This is a genomic window from Streptomyces sp. NPDC046557 (genome assembly GCF_040645975.1).
GTDB lineage: Bacteria > Actinomycetota > Actinomycetes > Streptomycetales > Streptomycetaceae > Streptomyces.
In genome coordinates, this window is the sequence record NZ_JBEYZH010000001.1 from 243,778 (window position 1) to 260,656 (window position 16,879).

13 protein-coding genes and 2 pseudogenes are annotated in these 16,879 nt (G+C 72.2%); 9 read left to right on the plus strand and 6 right to left on the minus strand.

What is annotated here, in order from left to right; all coding sequences use genetic code 11:
* Positions 1–26: 26 nt before the first annotated feature.
* The 3 genes from galK to ABZ934_RS01225 are packed head-to-tail and all read right to left on the minus strand — an operon-like array spanning position 27 to position 4,080.
* Positions 27–1,232: a galactokinase gene (gene galK / locus ABZ934_RS01215; protein WP_361307226.1), complete on the minus strand. Its 1,206-nt coding sequence runs from the start codon at positions 1,230–1,232 to the stop codon at positions 27–29.
* Positions 1,229–2,278: a galactose-1-phosphate uridylyltransferase gene (gene galT / locus ABZ934_RS01220; protein ID WP_361307228.1), complete on the minus strand. Its 1,050-nt coding sequence runs from the start codon at positions 2,276–2,278 to the stop codon at positions 1,229–1,231. The genes galK and galT overlap by 4 nt, the downstream gene beginning before the upstream one ends.
* A gap of 14 nt (positions 2,279–2,292) precedes the next feature.
* A complete protein-coding gene (locus ABZ934_RS01225; protein ID WP_361307230.1) occupies positions 2,293–4,080 on the minus strand; it encodes a beta-galactosidase family protein in 1,788 nt (595 codons plus the stop codon).
* A gap of 295 nt (positions 4,081–4,375) precedes the next feature.
* Here ABZ934_RS01225 and ABZ934_RS01230 point away from each other — a divergent pair, with 295 nt between their 5' ends.
* The 5 genes from ABZ934_RS01230 to ABZ934_RS01250 all read left to right on the plus strand — a co-directional run bounded on the left by ABZ934_RS01230 (position 4,376) and on the right by ABZ934_RS01250 (position 10,218).
* On the plus strand, positions 4,376–5,476 hold the full coding sequence (locus ABZ934_RS01230; protein ID WP_361307232.1) for a substrate-binding domain-containing protein: 1,101 nt from the start codon (positions 4,376–4,378) through the stop codon (positions 5,474–5,476).
* 197 nt (positions 5,477–5,673) lie between these two features.
* The gene (locus ABZ934_RS01235) at positions 5,674–6,996 is read left to right on the plus strand and encodes a sugar ABC transporter substrate-binding protein (protein WP_361308651.1); all 1,323 of its coding nucleotides are present in this window, start codon (positions 5,674–5,676) and stop codon (positions 6,994–6,996) included.
* A gap of 440 nt (positions 6,997–7,436) precedes the next feature.
* Positions 7,437–8,285, plus strand: coding sequence for a sugar ABC transporter permease (locus ABZ934_RS01240; protein ID WP_361308653.1), 849 nt, complete (start codon positions 7,437–7,439; stop codon positions 8,283–8,285).
* Positions 8,282–9,184, plus strand: a complete 903-nt coding sequence (locus ABZ934_RS01245; RefSeq protein WP_361307234.1) for a carbohydrate ABC transporter permease — start codon at positions 8,282–8,284, stop codon at positions 9,182–9,184. Before ABZ934_RS01240 ends, ABZ934_RS01245 begins: the two co-directional genes overlap by 4 nt.
* A 47-nt stretch (positions 9,185–9,231) precedes the next feature.
* Positions 9,232–10,218 (plus strand): hydroxyacid dehydrogenase, encoded by a 987-nt coding sequence (locus tag ABZ934_RS01250; RefSeq protein WP_361307236.1) that lies wholly within the window; start codon positions 9,232–9,234, stop codon positions 10,216–10,218.
* Positions 10,219–10,282: 64 nt separating this feature from the next.
* Here ABZ934_RS01250 and ABZ934_RS01255 read toward each other — a convergent pair.
* Positions 10,283–11,049, minus strand: a pseudogene (locus ABZ934_RS01255) (amidase family protein); the annotation flags it as partial.
* 5 nt (positions 11,050–11,054) lie between these two features.
* Here ABZ934_RS01255 and ABZ934_RS01260 point away from each other — a divergent pair.
* A pseudogene (locus ABZ934_RS01260) lies at positions 11,055–11,467 on the plus strand (TetR family transcriptional regulator C-terminal domain-containing protein); the annotation flags it as partial.
* 50 nt (positions 11,468–11,517) lie between these two features.
* Here ABZ934_RS01260 and ABZ934_RS01265 read toward each other — a convergent pair.
* Both ABZ934_RS01265 and ABZ934_RS01270 read right to left on the minus strand, forming a co-directional pair.
* The gene (locus tag ABZ934_RS01265) at positions 11,518–12,396 is read right to left on the minus strand and encodes a sugar phosphate isomerase/epimerase family protein (protein WP_361307238.1); all 879 of its coding nucleotides are present in this window, start codon (positions 12,394–12,396) and stop codon (positions 11,518–11,520) included.
* A complete protein-coding gene (locus ABZ934_RS01270; RefSeq protein ID WP_361307240.1) occupies positions 12,393–13,469 on the minus strand; it encodes a LacI family DNA-binding transcriptional regulator in 1,077 nt (358 codons plus the stop codon). The genes ABZ934_RS01265 and ABZ934_RS01270 overlap by 4 nt, the downstream gene beginning before the upstream one ends.
* A gap of 198 nt (positions 13,470–13,667) precedes the next feature.
* Here ABZ934_RS01270 and ABZ934_RS01275 point away from each other — a divergent pair, with 198 nt between their 5' ends.
* From ABZ934_RS01275 to ABZ934_RS01285, 3 genes are read left to right on the plus strand one after another with little or no spacing between them, the layout of a single operon-like run.
* Positions 13,668–14,849 (plus strand): Gfo/Idh/MocA family oxidoreductase, encoded by a 1,182-nt coding sequence (locus tag ABZ934_RS01275; RefSeq protein WP_361307242.1) that lies wholly within the window; start codon positions 13,668–13,670, stop codon positions 14,847–14,849.
* The gene (locus ABZ934_RS01280; RefSeq protein WP_361307244.1) at positions 14,846–16,006 is read left to right on the plus strand and encodes a dihydrodipicolinate synthase family protein; all 1,161 of its coding nucleotides are present in this window, start codon (positions 14,846–14,848) and stop codon (positions 16,004–16,006) included. Before ABZ934_RS01275 ends, ABZ934_RS01280 begins: the two co-directional genes overlap by 4 nt.
* Positions 16,003–16,842 carry a sugar phosphate isomerase/epimerase family protein gene (locus ABZ934_RS01285; RefSeq protein WP_361307246.1) on the plus strand — a complete coding sequence of 280 codons (840 nt, stop codon included), beginning with the start codon at positions 16,003–16,005 and terminating at the stop codon, positions 16,840–16,842. Before ABZ934_RS01280 ends, ABZ934_RS01285 begins: the two co-directional genes overlap by 4 nt.
* Positions 16,843–16,879 lie beyond the last annotated feature (37 nt).

The following is a 16,879-nucleotide window of genomic DNA, read 5'->3' on the forward strand; positions in this document are numbered from 1 at the left end:
TCCGAACCCGACCCGTCAGAAACTGCCTACACGAGGCGGCTCGCGCCGGGCGACGGGATGACCGGGGTGATGTGGGGCCGGGTGTGGCCGGCGCGGGCGAAGGCGTCCGTCACGGCCCGCGCCACCGCCGGTTCGGCGTCCGCGTCGATCAGGGCCAGGGCGGAGCCGCCGAAGCCGCCTCCCGTCATCCGGGCACCGTACGCGCCGACCGCGTTCGCGGTGGCGACGGCGAGGTCCAGCTCCGGGCAGGACACCGCGTAGTCGTCGCGCAGGGACGTGTGGCCCTCGGTGAGCAGGGGGCCCGTCTCACGCAGCCGTCCGGCGCCGAGCAGCTCGCCGACCCGCCGGACGCGTTCGTTCTCGGTGACGACGTGCCGGACCCGCCGGCGCACGACCGGATCGTCGAGCCGGCCCAGCGCCTGGTCCAACTCCTCGTACGGGAGGTCACGCAGCGCCGGCAGGCCGAGGCGGGCGGCCGCCCCGTGGCAGGACGCCCGGCGCTCGGCGTAGGCACCGTCGGCGAGGTCGTGCTTGACGCGGGTGTCGATGACCAGGAGGCGCAGGCCGGCCACCGCGCAGTCGAAGGGGATGTGCCGGTGCTCGGGGCCGCGGGTGTCCAGGCGCAGGACGTGGCCTTCGGTGGCGCAGGCGGAGGCCGTCTGGTCCATGATCCCGCAGGGCACGCCGACGTACGCGTTCTCGGCGCGGCGGGCGAGCGCGGCCAGTTCGGGGCGGGTGGGTGTGAGCCCGTGGAGCTCGGTGAGGGCCAGGGCGGTGGCCACTTCCAGGGCGGCGGAGGAGGACAGTCCGGCTCCGGTCGGCACGTCGGACCGTACGTGCAGGTCGGCGCCCGCGACGGGGAGCCCCGCCTCCCGGAGCGCCCACGCCACCCCCGCGGGGTAAGCGGCCCAGGCGTCGGCGCCGCGCGGCCGGTGGGCCGGGTCGAGGGTGGCGAGGTCGAGGGTGACCACGCCGGAGGCGGTGGCGGCGGAGTGCAGCCGCAGCAGGCCGTCGGAGCGCGGGGCGGCGGCGACCTCGGTGCGGTGCGGGAGGGCGAAGGGCAGGGCGAAACCGTCGTTGTAGTCGGTGTGTTCACCGATCAGGTTGACCCTGCCGGGGGCGGCCCAGACCCCGTGGGGCTGCTGCCCGTACAGCTCGCGGAACCCGTGCGCCGTCGCGTGTGCCGTCGCGTGTGCCGTCGCGTGTGCCGTCGCGTGTGCCGTCGGGTTCACCGGCTCGCCACCTCGCGTAGGCGCGCGGCCGCGTCTTCGGGCCGGACGTCGTTCATGAATGCCTCCATGCCGGATTCGGTGCCGGCGAGGTACTTGAGCTTGTCCGCCGCGCGGCGCACGGTGAAGAGCTCCAGGTGCAGGGCGAAGTCGTCGCGGTCGCGGCCCTCGCCCGTGGGGGCCTGGTGCCAGGCGGAGATGTACGGGGTCGGTTCGGGGCGGTCGAAGAGCCGGTCGAAGCGGCGCAGCAGTTCCAGGTAGACGCGGGGGAACTCGGCGCGCGCCTCGTCGCCCAGGGCGGGCAGGTCCGGGACGCGCAGGCGCGGGTAGAGGTGCACTTCGTAGGGCCAGCGCGCCGCGTACGGGACGAAGGCGGCCCAGTGTTCCCCTTCGAGGACCACCCGGCCGCCGGCCGCCAGCTCGCGCGCCAGTACCTCGTCGAAGAGGTTGCCGCCGGTGCGGTCGCGGTGGGCGGCGACGCCGGCCGACATGCGGGTGGTGCGCGGGGTGATGTAGGGGAAGGCGTAGATCTGGCCGTGGGGGTGGGCCAGGGTCACGCCCGTCTCGGTGCCCCGGTTCTCGAAGCAGTAGACCTGCCGGATGCCCTCGCGGGCGGAGAGTTCGGCGGTGCGGTCCGTCCAGGCGGCCAGGACCAACGCGGCGCGCTCCTCGTCCAGTCCGGCGAAGGAGGTGCCGTGGTCGGGGGTGAAGCAGATGACCTCGCAGCGCCCGGTGCCCCCGGCGAGGGAGGGGTACCGGTTCTCGAAGACGGCCACCTCGTAGTCCGGTGCGGGGATCTCGCTCGCCCGGCCGGGGGCGGAGGGGCAGAGCGGGCAGGCGTCGGCGGGCGGCAGGTGGGTGCGGCCCTGGCGGTGCGAGGCGATGACGACGGCGTCGCCGAGCAGCGGGTCGCGGCGTACCTCGGAGGTGGTGGTGATCGCCGACGAGTCGAGCGCGCGGGTGTCGGGGAAGGCGCGCGCGGCCCCGTCGTCGGTGTCGTAGTAGAGGATCTCGCGGCCGTCGGCGAGCCGGGCGGCGGTGCGCTTCACGTGGGGGCCTTCTCTCACTGGAGGGTGACGACCGTGGGGCGGCCCAGGTCGGGCTGGTCGCGCAGGGGCAGTTCGGCGCCGGGACGTTCCAGTTCGAGGACGACGAGTTCGTTCTCGCCGGTCCGCCACAGGGGCGCGGGGGCGTAGAGGGTGCGCTGCGGGCCGCGCGGGGTGTCGTAGTGGCCGAGGAGGAAACCGTTGAGCCACAGCAGGCCGGTCCCCCAGTCGGAGACGTCGACGAAGGCGTCGGCGGGGGCGGCGGGGAGGGTGTGGGTGTAGCGGTGGAAGGCGGGCCGGCCGTGTTCGGGGGTCTCGGGCGACCAGCGCAGGTCGGTGAGGTCGGTGAGCGGCAGAGGGCGTATCTCCCACTCGAAGAGGTGCTGGTGGCCGTGGCGGACGCCGCGCCATATGCCTTTGCGGTCGTCGAGGAGCGGCCCGTAGTTGACGCGGCCCTGGGCGCGGACGAGGACGTCGAGGACGACGCCGCCTTCGCCGACCGGGAGGTCGATGCCGTCGTCGGGCGTGTTGCGGTCCAGGATGCCGAGGAAGCGGTCGTCGGCGAAGAGGTAGGCCCGGTCGCCGAGCCCGTCGATACGTACGGGCATGGCGGGGCGGGGGCCGGTGACGGTGGTGCGGTAGTGGATCAGGCCGTGGTCCTGGCCGAGTTTCTCCATGGGCTCGGGCGCGGGGCGGGTGACGGGGGCGCCGCCGAGGGCGGTGAGGTGGTCGAGGAGCTGCGCGGCGCCGGCGGGAGTGGCGAACGCGGGTGCGATGCGGGGCGGGGGTGCGGGCAGGGGGCCTTCCGGGAGGGGCAGGTACTTTCCGATGACGTCGCGGAAGGCGTGGAACTTGGGGGTGAGTTCGCCCGCTTCGCCGATCGGCGCGTCGTAGTCGTAGCTGGTGGTGGTGGGTTGGTAGCCGGGGTCGCCGGGACGCGAGCCGGTGTGGTTCGCGCCGGCCCAGAAGCCGAAGTTGGTGCCGCCGTGGGCCATGTAGAGGTTGACGGACGCGCCGGTGGCGAGGAGTTCGTCGAGCGAGCGCGCCGCTTCCGAGGCGGAGCGGACGTGGTGCTGCTCGCCCCAGTGGTCGAACCAGCCGATCCAGAACTCCATGGCGGCGAGCGGGCCGGTCGGCTGGTAGCGGCGCAGGTGGGCGAGGCGCTCGGCCGGTGCGGCCCCGAAGGTGGCCGTGGCGAGTCGGCCGGGGAGCATGCCGCCTTGGAGCATGGCGTCCTCGGGTCCGTCCGCCGTGAACAGCAGGCAGTCGACGCCGCGTTCGGTCAGCGCGCGCTCGACGTGCGCGCGGTAGCGGGCGTCGTTGCCGTACGAGCCGTACTCGTTCTCGATCTGTACGGCGACGACCGGGCCGCCGCGCCCGGCGAGGAGCGGCAGCAGTTCGGGGACGACGGCGTCGAACCAGCCGTCCACCTCGGCCTGGAAGCGAGGGTCGGAGCAGCGCAGGTGCAGGCCGTCGAGGGCGAGGAGGCGGGCGGGCAGGCCGCCGAAGTCCCATTCGGCGCAGATGTAGGGGCCGGGGCGGACGATGGCGTCGAGGCCGAGATCCTGGGCGAGGGTCAGGAAGCGGGCGAGGTCGCGGGGGCCGGTGAAGTCGGCCTTGCCGGGGGCGGTCTCGTGGAAGTTCCAGGGGACGTAGGTGTCCACGGTATTGACGCCCAGGGCGCGGAGCCGGGTGAGCCGGTCCTCCCAGAGGTCGGGGTGGACCCGGAAGTAGTGAAGGGCGCCCGACACGATGCGGTGGGGGCGGCCTGCGCGCCGGAATCCGTCCTGGTCGTACGTGAGCATGCGCGGGCTCCCGGGAGAGGGTCGTGATGCCGGTGGGGAAGACGGGCGTAAGGGGTGGTGTGAGGGCGGGCGGGACGGGCGGGCGGGACGGGCGGGCGGGAAGATGACGCGGCGGATGGGTGGGGCGGATGCGCGGGACTGATGGGCCGCTGCCGAATATATGAATGGGCCGCCCGCGGCGTCAATGACCGGTTGAACGTCTTCGATCGAATCGATCGTTTCGATTGCCTATGATGGGCGGGGACCGGCCGCGGGAGGACCGCGGACGACGACCCGCGACCGCAGGGGGAAGACCTTGAGACCACATGTCGACCAGCGCCAGGCGCAGGTGCTCGCGCTCGTCCGGGAACGGGGCAGCGTGCGCGTCGCGGACCTGGCCCGGGAGCTCGGCATCTCGCCGGTCACGCTGCGGCGGGACATCGAGGCGATGGCGGCCCGGGGCGAGATCCACCGGATGCACGGGGTGATCAGCCGGGTCGAGCGGCGGCCCGCCGAGGCGACGCCCGGGAGGACCACCGAGCGGCCCGGTGGGCGACCCGGCGACCGGGCGGGGCTGGTGATCGGGATGGTGGTACCGACCACGGAGTACTACTACGCCGATGTGGTGCGGGGCGCCCGGGAGGTGGTCGAGGCGCGGGGCGCGCGGCTGACGGTCGGACTGACCCGGTACCTGCCGGGCGAGGACCGCACCCAGGCGGACCGGCTGCTGTCGACGGGGGCCGACGGGCTGCTGCTGACGCCGAACTGGGAGGCGGGTTCGCCCGGTCCCGGGGAGGGTGCGTGGACGGCCGGGCTCGCGGTGCCGACGGTGCTGGTCGAGCGGTGGGCTCCGGCCGGGCATCCCGCCGCCGCGCTGGACCGGGTCGGGTCGGACCACGCGCACGGGGCGGCGCTGGCGGTGCAACACCTGGTGGAACGGGGCCACCGGCGGATCGCGTTGGCCAGCCAGGAGACGCCGACGACCGCGCGGCTGCGGTCCGGGTACGAGGCGGCTGTGGCGGCGCTCGGGCTGGAGTCGGCCCCACCGTGGCCGGCCACCGGCTCCGCGGGGCCGCTGTCGGTGGCTGACCGGTTCGCCCGGACGCTGGACTACCTGTGCGAGGCGGTCACGGCGGGTGGGGTGAGCGCCGCCCTCATCCACAGCGACACGGACGCCATCATGCTGATCCCGCGGCTCCAGGCGCGAGGGGTGCGGGTACCGGAAAACCTGGAGGTGATCACGTACGACGACGAGGTCGCGGGCCTGGCCGACGTCCCGCTGTCGGCGGTGGCGCCGGCGAAGCGGGAGGTCGGCGCGCGGGCGGCCGAACTGCTGTGGGATCGGCTGGCGGGCTCGGGGCAGGACGGGCCGGGTCAACACCTGGAGCTCCTGCCTCGGTTGACCATTCGTTCGTGAGGGTGGCCTCCTCGCCTGAACTGATTGTTTTGATCGAGTTGCGCATTCGCTCTTGACGATGTGTGTGTTCGCGCAAAAGATGGGCCGCGTTCTCCCATCCGCCGCGTCCAGCGGTCGTCCGTAGGAGCCGAACCATGCCGCGCACCCTTCGTCCCTCTTCCTCCGCCCGCTCGCCGCAGACCCGGCGTCCGTTCCGCCTGTCCCGTCCGTCCCGCTTGTCCCGACTGGTCCTGACGGCCTCGGCCGTGTCGGTGGTCCTCCTCTCCACGGGGTGCGGTGGTGGGCGGGCCGCTGAAAAATCCGGACCCGTAGGAGCGGCCGGAGCCTCGGGGGACCCGGTGACGGTGACGTACTGGTCGTCCTCGGCCGGGGCGCAGCAGACCGTCGACGCCTTCAACACAACGCACCCGGGCATCCAGGTGAAGTTCTCGTCGGTGCCGGGCGGTCCCGACGGGGCGGCGAAGCTGGCGAACGCGGTCAAGGGCGGGAACGCGCCCGATGTCGCGACCATGGACTACTCGGCGCTCCCGGAGTTCGCGAGCGGTGGCAACCTGGAGGATCTGAGCGGCACGTCCGGCGCGCTCGTCGCCGAAAAGTTCCCGGCGGCCGTCCAGTCGCTGGTGAAGCTCGGCGGCAAGACGTGGGCCGTCCCGTTCGACGTCACCCCGTTGGAACTCTTCTACCGCAAGGACATCTTCGAGAAGTACGCGGTGCCCGTGCCGAAGACGTGGGACGAGTACAAGGCGGCGGCGGAGAAGATCCACCAGGCCGACCCCTCCGTGCGGATCACCAACATGGGCGGCGGCGATCCGGCGGTGCTGGCGGGACTGTCGTGGCAGGCGGGTGCCAAGTGGTACGGGACGCAGGGCGACAAGTGGAAGGTCGCCATCGACGATCCGGCCTCGAAGAGGGTGGCCGAGTTCTGGAACGGGCTGATGGCCTCGGGGGTCGCCTCGAAGACTCCGCTGTGGGGCGAGGGGGAGGCAAAGGAACGTTCCTCCGGACAGGTCGCGACCGTCATCGGCGCCGCGTGGACGGCCGGTACCTTCCTGGCGAACTACCCGGACCTGAAGGGCAAGTGGGGCATCGCCCCGCTGCCGACCTGGGACGGCAGAGCGGCGACCGGGATGTACGGCGGCACCTCGTACATCGTGCCCAAGGGCAGCAAGCAGACCAAGGCGGCCACCGAGTTCATCCGTTGGGTGACCACCGAGCCGGACGCGATCCGGGCTCGGCTCAGCTCGCTCAAGTCCCCGAGCAGCGCCCTGCCGGCCAATCCGGCGATGCGTGCGGAGGCGGCGAAGCTGTTCGATGCCTCGTACTTCGAGGGGCAGGACCCCTACGCCGTGGCGGGTGAGGCGGCGGCCACGATCGTGCCCGGCTGGACTTGGGGGCCGGCGCAGCTGCAGGTGAACGCGGCGCAGAACGCGGCCGGGGCGGATCTGGTCAAGGCTCTGTCCGAGGGCCGGTCGGCGGCCGAGAAGGCCATCAAGGACCGCGGGCTCGGGCTGGCCGGCTGATGGCGGCCACCCCACCGAGGAACGGCGCCGACCGCGTGGCGGCTCCCGCCCTGCCCGGAGGCCGGCGGCGCGCGCCGACTGACGGCACGGCAGCCGAAGCGGGTGACGTCGCCGGAACGGGCACGGGAACGGACACGGGCGCGGGAACGGACGCCGGCGCGGGAACGGACGCGGGCGCGGGAACGGACGCGGGCGCGGGAACGGACGCGGGCGAATACGGGTACCTGCTTCCGTACGGGCACCGGCTTCCGCTGGAGGCAGGCGACGGGACCCTGGCCGGCGGCGCGGTGGCCGCCGTCGCGCGGGCCGCCTGGCGGGCAGACGTCGTCGATCGCCGCCTGGCGGTCGCGGCCGAGCCCCGCCCCCTCCCCCGCCGCGGCGCGCGTGCCGCCCGGACCCCCCGGCGCCCAGGCGCCGGCGCCGGCGCCGCGACCCTCTTCATGGCGCCGTTCTTCCTCCTCTTCGCGCTCGTCACCGTCGCCCCCGTCGGCTACGCCGGCCTGCTGAGCCTCTTCCACGACGAACAGTCCGGGCTCGGCTTCGGCGGCACCGAACGGGTTTTCAGCGGTATCGGGAACTACACCAAGGCACTGACCGATCCGCTCTTCCTGGCCTCGTTCCGCCACATCACCCTCTACTGCCTCCTCTACATCCCCGTCATGGTCGGCGGCGCGCTCGTCCTCGCCCTGCTGCTCGACTCCGCCCTCGCCCGCGCGAGGCGCTTCTTCCAGATCGCCTACTACCTGCCGCATGCCGTGCCCGGCCTCATCTCGGCGGTCATCTGGCTCTATCTCTACACACCAGGCCTGAGCCCCGTCTTCGACGTCCTCGATACGGCCGACCTGTCCTGGAACTTCTTCGGTCGTGACGAAGCCCTGCTGTCCGTGGTCAACATCTCGGCCTGGCAGTGGATGGGATACAACATGATCATCTTCGTTGCCGGGCTGCAGGCCATCCCCCGGGAGACCCTGGAGGCCGCCACCATGGACGGCGCGGGCGCGCTGCGCACCGCCTTCCAGGTGAAGGTGCCCGGCATCAAGCCGACGGTAGTGCTGACGGTCCTGTTCACCTGCGTGGGCGCCGTCCAACTCTTCGACGCCCCTCAGCTGCTCCAGCTCCGCGCCACCGAGATGGGCGAGTCATGGTCGCCGACCATGTACATATTCAGCGCCGCCTTCAAGCGCCACGACTACGGGCTGGCGGCCGCGAGCGCCCTGCTCCTCGCCCTGATCGCCGGCGCCGCCTCCTACGTCGTCACCAAGCTCGGCAACCGCTGGAGGACCGCATGACCACCGCCCCGGCCCCCGTCCGCCCGCTCCCCCGGCCACGCCCTCGTCCCCGTCCTCGTTCCCGGCCCGGTCTCCTCTCAAAGGCCGGCGTCAACGCTGCCCTCCTCCTCGTCGCGGCCTACACCCTGATGCCCCTCGCCTGGCTGGTGTTGGCCGCCACCAAGGACCACCGGGACCTCTTCGCCACCGCGCCCTACTCCCCTGGCCGCTTCAACCTCCTCACCAACCTCGGTGACCTCTTCAGGTACGACGACGGCATCTTCGGGCGCTGGCTCGGCAACAGCATCCTCTACACCGTGGTCGGCTCGACGCTCTCCGCTCTGATCAGCGTCGCCTGCGGCTACGCCTTCCACGCCTACGAGTTCCGCCACAAGGAAAGGCTTTTCGGCGTGGTCCTCGCGGGAGTGCTCGTACCGACCACCGTCCTCCAGTTGCCGCTCTACCTGATGGCCTCCGCCGTCGGGGCCGTCAACACGTACTGGGCCTATCTGGTGCCCGCCCTCGTCAACCCCTTCGGGGTCTACCTGGCGCGCGTCTTCGCCGAGGGCTACGTCCCGGACGAGGTGCTGGCCGCCGCCCGCGTCGACGGGGCGGGTGAACTGCGGCTCTTCGCCCACGTGTCGCTGCCGATGCTGTGGCCGGGCTTTGTGACGATCTTCCTGTTCACCTTCACGGCCGTCTGGAACAACTTCTACGGGGCCCTGACCATGCTGAACGACGAGCGGCTCTACCCCGTCAGTCTGGGCTTGTTCATGTGGAACCGCAGCGTCTACCAGCAGCCGGAGCTGTACCCCCTCGTCATCACCGGATCCCTCGTCTCCGTCGTCCCGCTCGTGCTCGCCTTCCTCGGCCTCCAGCGCTTCTGGCGCTCGGGTCTCACCGCAGGAGCCGTCAAGTGACCCCTCCCCCTTCGTATCCGGTGCGGCGCCCGGCCACGGTCCTCGCCATGAGTGCCGGCACCCGCGCGGCCGTGCTCAGCGGCCGGGTGCTGCCGAAGCTCGTACGCGTCGCCGACGTGGATCCCGAACTGCTGCTCACCGACTTCGGTGACGACGACCCGGGACTGAGCCGGCGCCTCGCAGAGGCGGAGGTGCTGTTCACCGGGTGGGGCTGCCCGCCGCTCGACGCCCGCGCCTTGGACCGGATGCCCCGACTGCGCGCCGTCGTCCACGCCGCCGGCAGCGTCAAGCACCATGTGACAACCGCCTGCTGGGACCGTGGTCTGTTGGTCTCCTCCGCCGCCGCGGCCAACGCCGTGCCGGTCGCCGAGTACACGCTCGCCGCGATCCTGTTCGCCAACAAGCGGGTACTGGAGTCCGCACACGCCTACCGCTCGGCGCGCGCCCCCCTGGACCTCTTGGGCCGCTATCCGGCCGTCGGCAACTATCGGCGCACCGTCGGGCTCGTCGGCGCCTCGCTCATCGGGCGGCGGGTCATGGAGTTGCTGCGCCCCTTCGACCTGCGGGTGCTGGTCCACGACCCGTACGCCGATCCGGGCGAGATCGCGGCGCTCGGCGGCGAGGTCTGCGTCCTCGACCAACTGCTGTGCGGCAGTGACGTGGTGAGTCTGCACGCGCCCGCGCTACCTCAGACCCGTCATCTCCTGGACGCCGCCACCCTGGCCCTGATGCGGGACGGTGCCACGCTGATCAACACCGCCCGGGGTTCCCTGGTGGACACCGAGGCGCTGATCGAGGAGCTGGTCACCGGGCGCCTGCACGCCGTGCTCGACCACACCGAACCCGAGGTGCTGCCCGCCGGTTCACCGCTGTTCAACCTGCCGAACGTGCTCCTCACCCCTCATGTGGCCGGCTCTCTCGGCGGTGAGCTGGACCGGCTGGCCGCGACGGCCGTCGCCGAGCTGGAGCGCTACGCCCACGGCCTGGCCTTCCGCCACCCCGTCGACCCCGCACGGCTGGCCTATTCGGCCTGAGCCCCGTCGCCCGCTCGGTGGGCCGCCTCGCGCAGGCCCGCGGATCAACCGCCGGGGCTGCCAGACGCGGGTCGACCGGTGTGAGGACTCCGAGCCGGCCCTCGATCGCCTGGGCCGCGCCCAGGCACAGGTCTTCCCGGAACGCGCGCCCGACGATCTGCACTCCGCAGGGGAGCCCGTCGACCAACCCGGTCGGGACGGCCACCCCGGGAACGCCGACCAAGCTGGTCACGGTGCACAGGCGCATTCCCGACCCGACCCGGTCCCTACCCGCCGTGTGCTGCGACTCCAGCCCCGGTTCGACCGGTGGTTCAGTGAAGACGGGGCGAGCAACAGCGGGTAGGCGTCGAGGAATACGGCCCGTGAGCGGCGGATGTTCATCCAGGTGGCCATCAGCTTCACGAACTCGTCCGCGCTTGCCGGCGGGGTCCGCTCCATCATCATCTCGATGTAGCGGTCGCCGCCCCGGCCGAGCAGCTTGCGCACCGCCGGCCAGATCGGGGCGAACTCGGTCACGGCGGTCCGGCCGTACACCTCCAGGGCCTCGTCCAGCCGCGGCACGTCCTCTACCTCGCGCACGTCGTATCCGGCGTCGCGGAGCGCGTCGGCCGCCGTCGCGATGGCACCGCGGACCGCGGGGTGGACGCCGTGGCCGCCGGGGTCGGCCACGACCGCGACCTTCGGTGGCCCGGCGAGCGGTTCGCCGTAGGCGGGCACCGGGACCGCGCGCGGGTCTCGCAGATCGGTCCCGACCAGCACTTCCTAGGCAAGCCGAAGATCGCCCACGCTCCGGGCCGGCGGACCGTCGGTGACCAGGATCTGGGACGCGGGTCGTTCTCGGGCACATCGGTGAGCGGATCATGGAGCGCGTGCAAGCCCGCCTCGTCGGGAGCCGGGCCCAGTCGGCCGGAACCGCCCTGGGGAACGCGGTCACCGAGATCTCACTGCTCCGGGAAGAGCACCGTGCCGAGGCCAGGGTCTGGCTCGCCTTCGTGGCGCAAGCGACGGTCAGCGAGGTGCTCGCGAAGACGCTGAAGGCGAACTACGCATCCCTCCAGGAGGCGTTCACCCGTCTCATCTCGGAAGCCGGCGAGGGCGCCGACCGCGCCGTGCCCCTCGACGCGCCACGCGAGGCCCGCACCCTCCTCGCCTCGCGGACGGTCTGACCGCGCACGTCCTCATCGGCCACCTCACTTCGCGCGAGGCACGCGATGTCCTCCATGCACACCTGGCCGGCCTCTGGGGGTAACCGGTGGCGTTCCGGTTCCGTACGGTGGGGCGGGTGTCCGGCTCGGCGCGTCAATCGCCTGATACGCCGTCCTGGCCACCATGGTCATGGCGGGGCTGCTCCCCCCGGCCCCCCGGACTCCCGGCCGGCTCGGCTTCCGCGGCCCGCCGCTCTCGCAGGAGTCGCAGCAGGTATTCCCGACCTCGCGTCAGCTGTCCCGGGAGCTCCGCGGCGGCGGGGTACCAGCGCTTCTCGTACTCCCAGCACAGCCAACCCCCCGGTGGTAGGCGGGACGTGACATCGGCGAGCGGCACGGCTCCGGCGCCGAGGGCGAGGGGCGTGAGCTCCTCGGCCGAGGCCACGTCCTTGACCTGTACGTAGCCCAGGTGCGGGGCGAGGTGATGCCACGACTCGCTCGGCTCCTCGCCGCCCAGCCAGGTGTGGAGTACGTCCCACAACGCGCCGGCGCCCGGATGTCCGACCCGCTCCAGCACCCGGGCGGCGGCGGCCCCGGTGGCGTGCGAGTCGTGGGTTTCCAGCAGGAGCCGCACGCCGTGCCGCTCGGCATAGGACGCCGCCGCGCCCAGTCTTCGCACGGCGTGGGCGTCCGCGTCCGCTTGGGGAAGGCTTCCTCCGCCGGGGAAGACGCGTACATAGGGGGCCTCGAGGTCGGCGGCGAACCGGACCAGGGAGCGCAGTTCCGTCAGGACAGGACCGTCCTCCCCGGCGGCGGCGACCTCGGCGTATCCCGCGACTCCCAGGACGGCGACCCCGGCGGCGGCGAGGGTGCGCCGGGCCGCGACTCGATCGGCACCCGGGCTGTCCGGATGCAGGGGTTCCTCCGGGTGCCCCCGCAGTTCCAGGCCGTCGTATCCGTGCTCGGCGGCGAGGGCGGCGCTGCGCGCGAGCGGAGTGCCCGGCAGGCCGAGCGTGGAGAAGGCGTACTTCACGGCCTGCTCCCTTCGCGGGGCGGTGGCGCGGTGGACGCCCGCACCATCAGCTCGGTGGGCAAGGTGGTGATGCGGCCCGGCGGCGCGGTTCTGCGCCCGGTGACCAACTGCGCCGCGAGCACGCCCGCCTCGCGCAGCGGGACTCTGACGGTGGTGAGGGCCGGCGCGGTGTCCACGCTGAACGGCAGGTCGTCGAAGCCGGCGACCGAGACGTCCTCGGGAATGCGTATCCCGGCTTCGCCCAAGGCCGCGGTCACACCGGCGGCGACGGTGTCGTTGGCCGCCGCGACGGCGGTGAAGGGTCTGCCCCGGCGGAGCAGTTCGCGGGTGGCGTCATAGCCCGCGGCACGTTCGAAGCCGGCGTGGACCGTGAGCGCGGCGCAGGCGTCGGGCAGGGCGGGGTCGTGCCTTCGCAGGGCGGCAGTGTGTCCGGCGAGCCGCTCCCGGGTGGTGCTGAGTCCCGGCGGGCCGGCGACGTAGGCGATGTGCCGGTGACCGAGGGTCAGGAGGTGTTCGGTCAGGCGGAAGGCTCCCCCGTGGTCGTCGAACATGACGGTGGCGACGGGCAGTCCGGCAGGGACCGACAGTGGGGGTCTCCCACACAGGACCACCGGGGTTCCGGCGAGCGCCATCCGGGTGACGCGGGCGGCGAGCGCGCTGCTGTGGTCCGGTTCTTCGACCGCTCCGCCCGTCAGGACGACTCCGCCTGCCCGCTGCCCTTCCAGCAGGGCGAGGTAGTCGAGTTCGGCCGAGGGGACGCCCTCGGTGTTGCAGACGACGGCGAGCCTGCGGCCGTCTCCTCCACCGGCCGGCGCGAGCGCCTTCTGGAAGGATCCGGCGAGGATGCCGAAGAAGCTGTCCGCGACGTCGTGGACCAGTACGCCCACGAGGTCCGAGGTGGCGGCCGCGAGGGCCCGGGCCGGGCCGTTGGCGATGTATCCGAGTTCTTCGACGGCCCGTTCGACCCGAGTACGGGTGCCTCCCGCCACCGGATGTCCGCCGTTCAATACACGCGAGACCGTGGCGGGCGAAACACCCGCGTGCGCCGCGACCTCCGCGAGAGTCACCGCCATTTCGCACCCCTCCTTCTGCCCCGCTCCGGGTGGCCGGGCCGTCGTCTCATCCGTCGTGATCCCAGTCTGCCCCATTCGGAAAGCGCTTTCCATCACTCGTACGGGTGTTGTGCACGAGCGGCTCCTCGTTCTAGCCTGAATCGGATGAAAGCGCTTTCCATCACTGCGCGTTGGACGCGACATGAAGGAGGGGGACCCATGGAAGACAAGGCAGTCGACAAGACCGACCGCTCGGTGCGTTCGATCAAGATCGCCATGAACGGTGTGACGGGACGAATGGGATACCGCCAGCACCTGGTGCGATCCATCCTCGCGTTGCGGGAGCAGGGAGGGCTCGATCTGGGCGACGGGACCACCCTCTGGCCCGAGCCCGTGTTGGTCGGACGGCGGGAGGCGGCATTGCGGGCCATCGCCGACCGGCACGGCCTGGAACACATCAGCACCGACCTGGCGGCGGTGCTGGCCGATCCGGAGGTGGAGGTCTACTTCGACGCGCAGGTCACCGGCGCCCGCGAGGCCGCCGTACGGCAGGCCATCTCGGCGGGCAAGCACGTCTACTGCGAAAAGCCCACCGCCCTCTCCTTCTCGTCTTCCCTGGAGCTGGCGCGGTTGGCCGAGGCGGCGGGGGTCAGGCACGGGGTGGTCCAGGACAAGCTGTTCCTGCCGGGACTGCTGAAGCTGAGGCGGCTGATCGAGGGCGGCTTCTTCGGCGAGATCCTGTCCGTGCGCGGGGAGTTCGGATACTGGGTGTTCGAGGGGGACTGGCAGCCTGCCCAGCGGCCCTCCTGGAACTACCGCGCCCGGGAAGGCGGCGGCATCACCGCCGACATGTTCCCTCACTGGGAGTACCTGCTGCACGAACTGTTCGGACGCGTGCGGTCGGTGCAGGCCCTCACCCGAACCCACATCGGCCGGCGTTGGGACGAGGAGGGCAAACCCTACGAGGCCACCGCGGACGACGCCGCCTACGGGCTCTTCGAACTGGGGGGCGGCGCGGTCGCGCAGATCAATTCCTCTTGGGCCGTCCGCGTCCACCGCGACGAACTGCTGGAGTTCCAGGTGGACGGGACGCTCGGTTCGGCTGTGGCGGGGCTGCGCGGTTGCCGGATCCAGCACCGGGCGGCCACGCCCAAACCCGTCTGGAATCCGGATCTTCCGCAGACCGATTCCTTTCGCGCCCAATGGCAGGAGGTGCCCGACAACGCACCAGCCGGCAATGGCTTCAAGACCCAGTGGGAACTGTTCCTGCGCCACGTCGTCCGGGATGAGCCGTGGCGGTGGGACCTCTTGGCCGGGGCCCGCGGGGTGCAACTGGCCGAGCTGGGGTCGCGGTCCTCGGCGGAAGGCCGTCGACTGCCGGTGCCGGAGGTGGTCCTGTGAACGCCATCCTCCTGCCCACCGCGGCGGGCGGGTACCGCGCGTACCGACCGAACCGTGACCCGCTCCCGTCGCTGACCTGCGGGCCGGCCCGGAGTAGGATGTTCTACGCGGCGGCGCACGTCGTCGCCGACCCGCTGAGCGCCTCGGCCGAAGCGGGGTCGCAGGTCGACTGGGAGGCCACGCTCGCCTTCCGGCGCCGGCTGTGGGCGCAGGGGCTCGGGGTCGCGGAGGCCATGGACACCGCACAGCGCGGGACAGGCCTGGACTGGCCCGGGGCGGCCGAGTTGATCCGCCGCTCGGCGGCCGAGGCACGCGCGGTGGGAGGCCGGATCGTCTGCGGCGTCGGGACCGATCAACTTTCGGCGGCCGGGCCCCACTTGCTCTCCGACATCACCGCCGCGTACGAGGAGCAGCTCGCGCACAGCGAGGCGTGCGGGGCGCCGGCCGTACTGATGGCGTCGCGGGCGCTCGCGAGAGCGGCCAGGGGCCCGGAAGAGTACCTGGAGGTGTACGGGGAGTTGCTCCGGCAGAGCTCCGGGCCGATCGTACTGCACTGGCTGGGCCCGATGTTCGATCCGGAGTTGACCGGCTATTGGGGGCACGAGGATCCGGACGAAGCCACCGGAGTCTTCTTGAAGATCATCGCGGAGTACCCAGGCAAGGTGGACGGCATCAAGATCTCGTTGCTCGACGCGGAACGGGAGGTGGACATCCGACGCCGACTCCCGGCCGGCGTGCGCTGCTACACGGGCGACGACTACCACTATCCGGAGCTGATCGGCGGGGACGGCGAACTTGCGAGCGACGCCCTGTTGGGCATCTTCGATCCGATCGCCCCGGTCGCGGCGCGGGCGGCGGGGGCGCTCGACCGTGGCGATCCGGTGGCCTTCCGCGAGCTGCTGGACCCCACGGTGGCGCTCGCGCGACACCTGTTCGCCCCACCGACCCGCTACTACAAGACCGGAGTGGTTCTGCTGGCCTGGTTGGCGGGTTTTCAGGCGCACTTCACGATGCTGGGCGGCCTGCAGTCGGCACGCTCGCTGCCCCACCTGGCCACGGCGTACGAACTGGCCGACCGGCTCGGCCTCTTCCCCGATCCGGATCTCGCCGAGGCCCGGTTGCGGCAACTGTTCGCGGTGTACGGGGTGGCGTCGTGAACCGGGAGCCGGCTCCCGCCCGGTTCAGCCTCAACCAGGAGACGATCCGGCAGTGGTCGCTCCCCGACCTGGTGCGCGGTTGCACGGAAGCCGGGGTGGGGACGGTGGGCCTGTGGCGGGAGCCGGTGCGGCGGTTCGGTCTCAGGCGGACGGCGAAGCTGGTCGCTGGCGCGGGGTTGCGCGTCAGTTCGCTCTGCCGGGGCGGGTTCTTCACCGCCGCCGATCCTGTGGGGCGGGCGGCGGCCTTGGAGGACAACCGGCGGGCCGTCGAGGAGGCCGCCGAACTCGGGGCGGACACCCTGGTCCTGGTGTCGGGTGGACTACCCGAGGGGGACCGCGACCTGGTCGGTGCGCGCGGGCGGATCGTCGATGTCTTGGGCGAGTTGACGCCTTGGGCCGCCGCCCACGGGGTGCGGTTGGGCATCGAAGCCCTCCATCCCATGTTCGCGGCGGACCGCTGTGTGGTCTCCACTCTGGGTCAGGCACTGGACCTGGCCGAACGGTTCCCCGCGGAGCGGGTGGGGGTGGTGGTGGATGCCTATCACCTGTGGTGGGACGAGCGGCTCACGGCGGAGGTGCGCCGTGCCGGAGCGGGCGGCCGCATCGTCTCCGTCCAGGTGGCCGACTGGGTGACCCCGCTCCCCGAAGGGGCGCTGCTGGGGCGGGGGCAACTGGGGGACGGGTGTATCGATCTCCGGGGCTTTCGCGAGCTGACCGAAGAGGCGGGATATCACGGGCCTGTCGAGGTGGAGATCTTCCATCCGGGGCTGTGGGCCCGGGAGGGATCGGAGGTGCTGCGAGAGCTCATCGAGCGTTATCGCCGGCATGTCGCATGAGGTGAGGACGGTGAGAGACGCGGGCGCCACCAAGTGC

Bases quoted from the DNA above. Each gene is read 5' to 3' on its own strand.
- ABZ934_RS01225 (WP_361307230.1), bottom strand. From the start codon at position 4,080: ATGCTCACGTACGACCAGGACGGATTCCGGCGCGCAGGCCGCCCCCAC.
- ABZ934_RS01240 (WP_361308653.1), top strand. From the start codon at position 7,437: ATGGCGCCGTTCTTCCTCCTCTTCGCGCTCGTCACCGTCGCCCCCGTC.
- ABZ934_RS01245 (WP_361307234.1), top strand. From the start codon at position 8,282: ATGACCACCGCCCCGGCCCCCGTCCGCCCGCTCCCCCGGCCACGCCCT.
- ABZ934_RS01250 (WP_361307236.1), top strand. From the start codon at position 9,232: ATGAGTGCCGGCACCCGCGCGGCCGTGCTCAGCGGCCGGGTGCTGCCG.
- ABZ934_RS01270 (WP_361307240.1), bottom strand. From the start codon at position 13,469: ATGGCGGTGACTCTCGCGGAGGTCGCGGCGCACGCGGGTGTTTCGCCC.
- ABZ934_RS01275 (WP_361307242.1), top strand. From the start codon at position 13,668: ATGGAAGACAAGGCAGTCGACAAGACCGACCGCTCGGTGCGTTCGATC.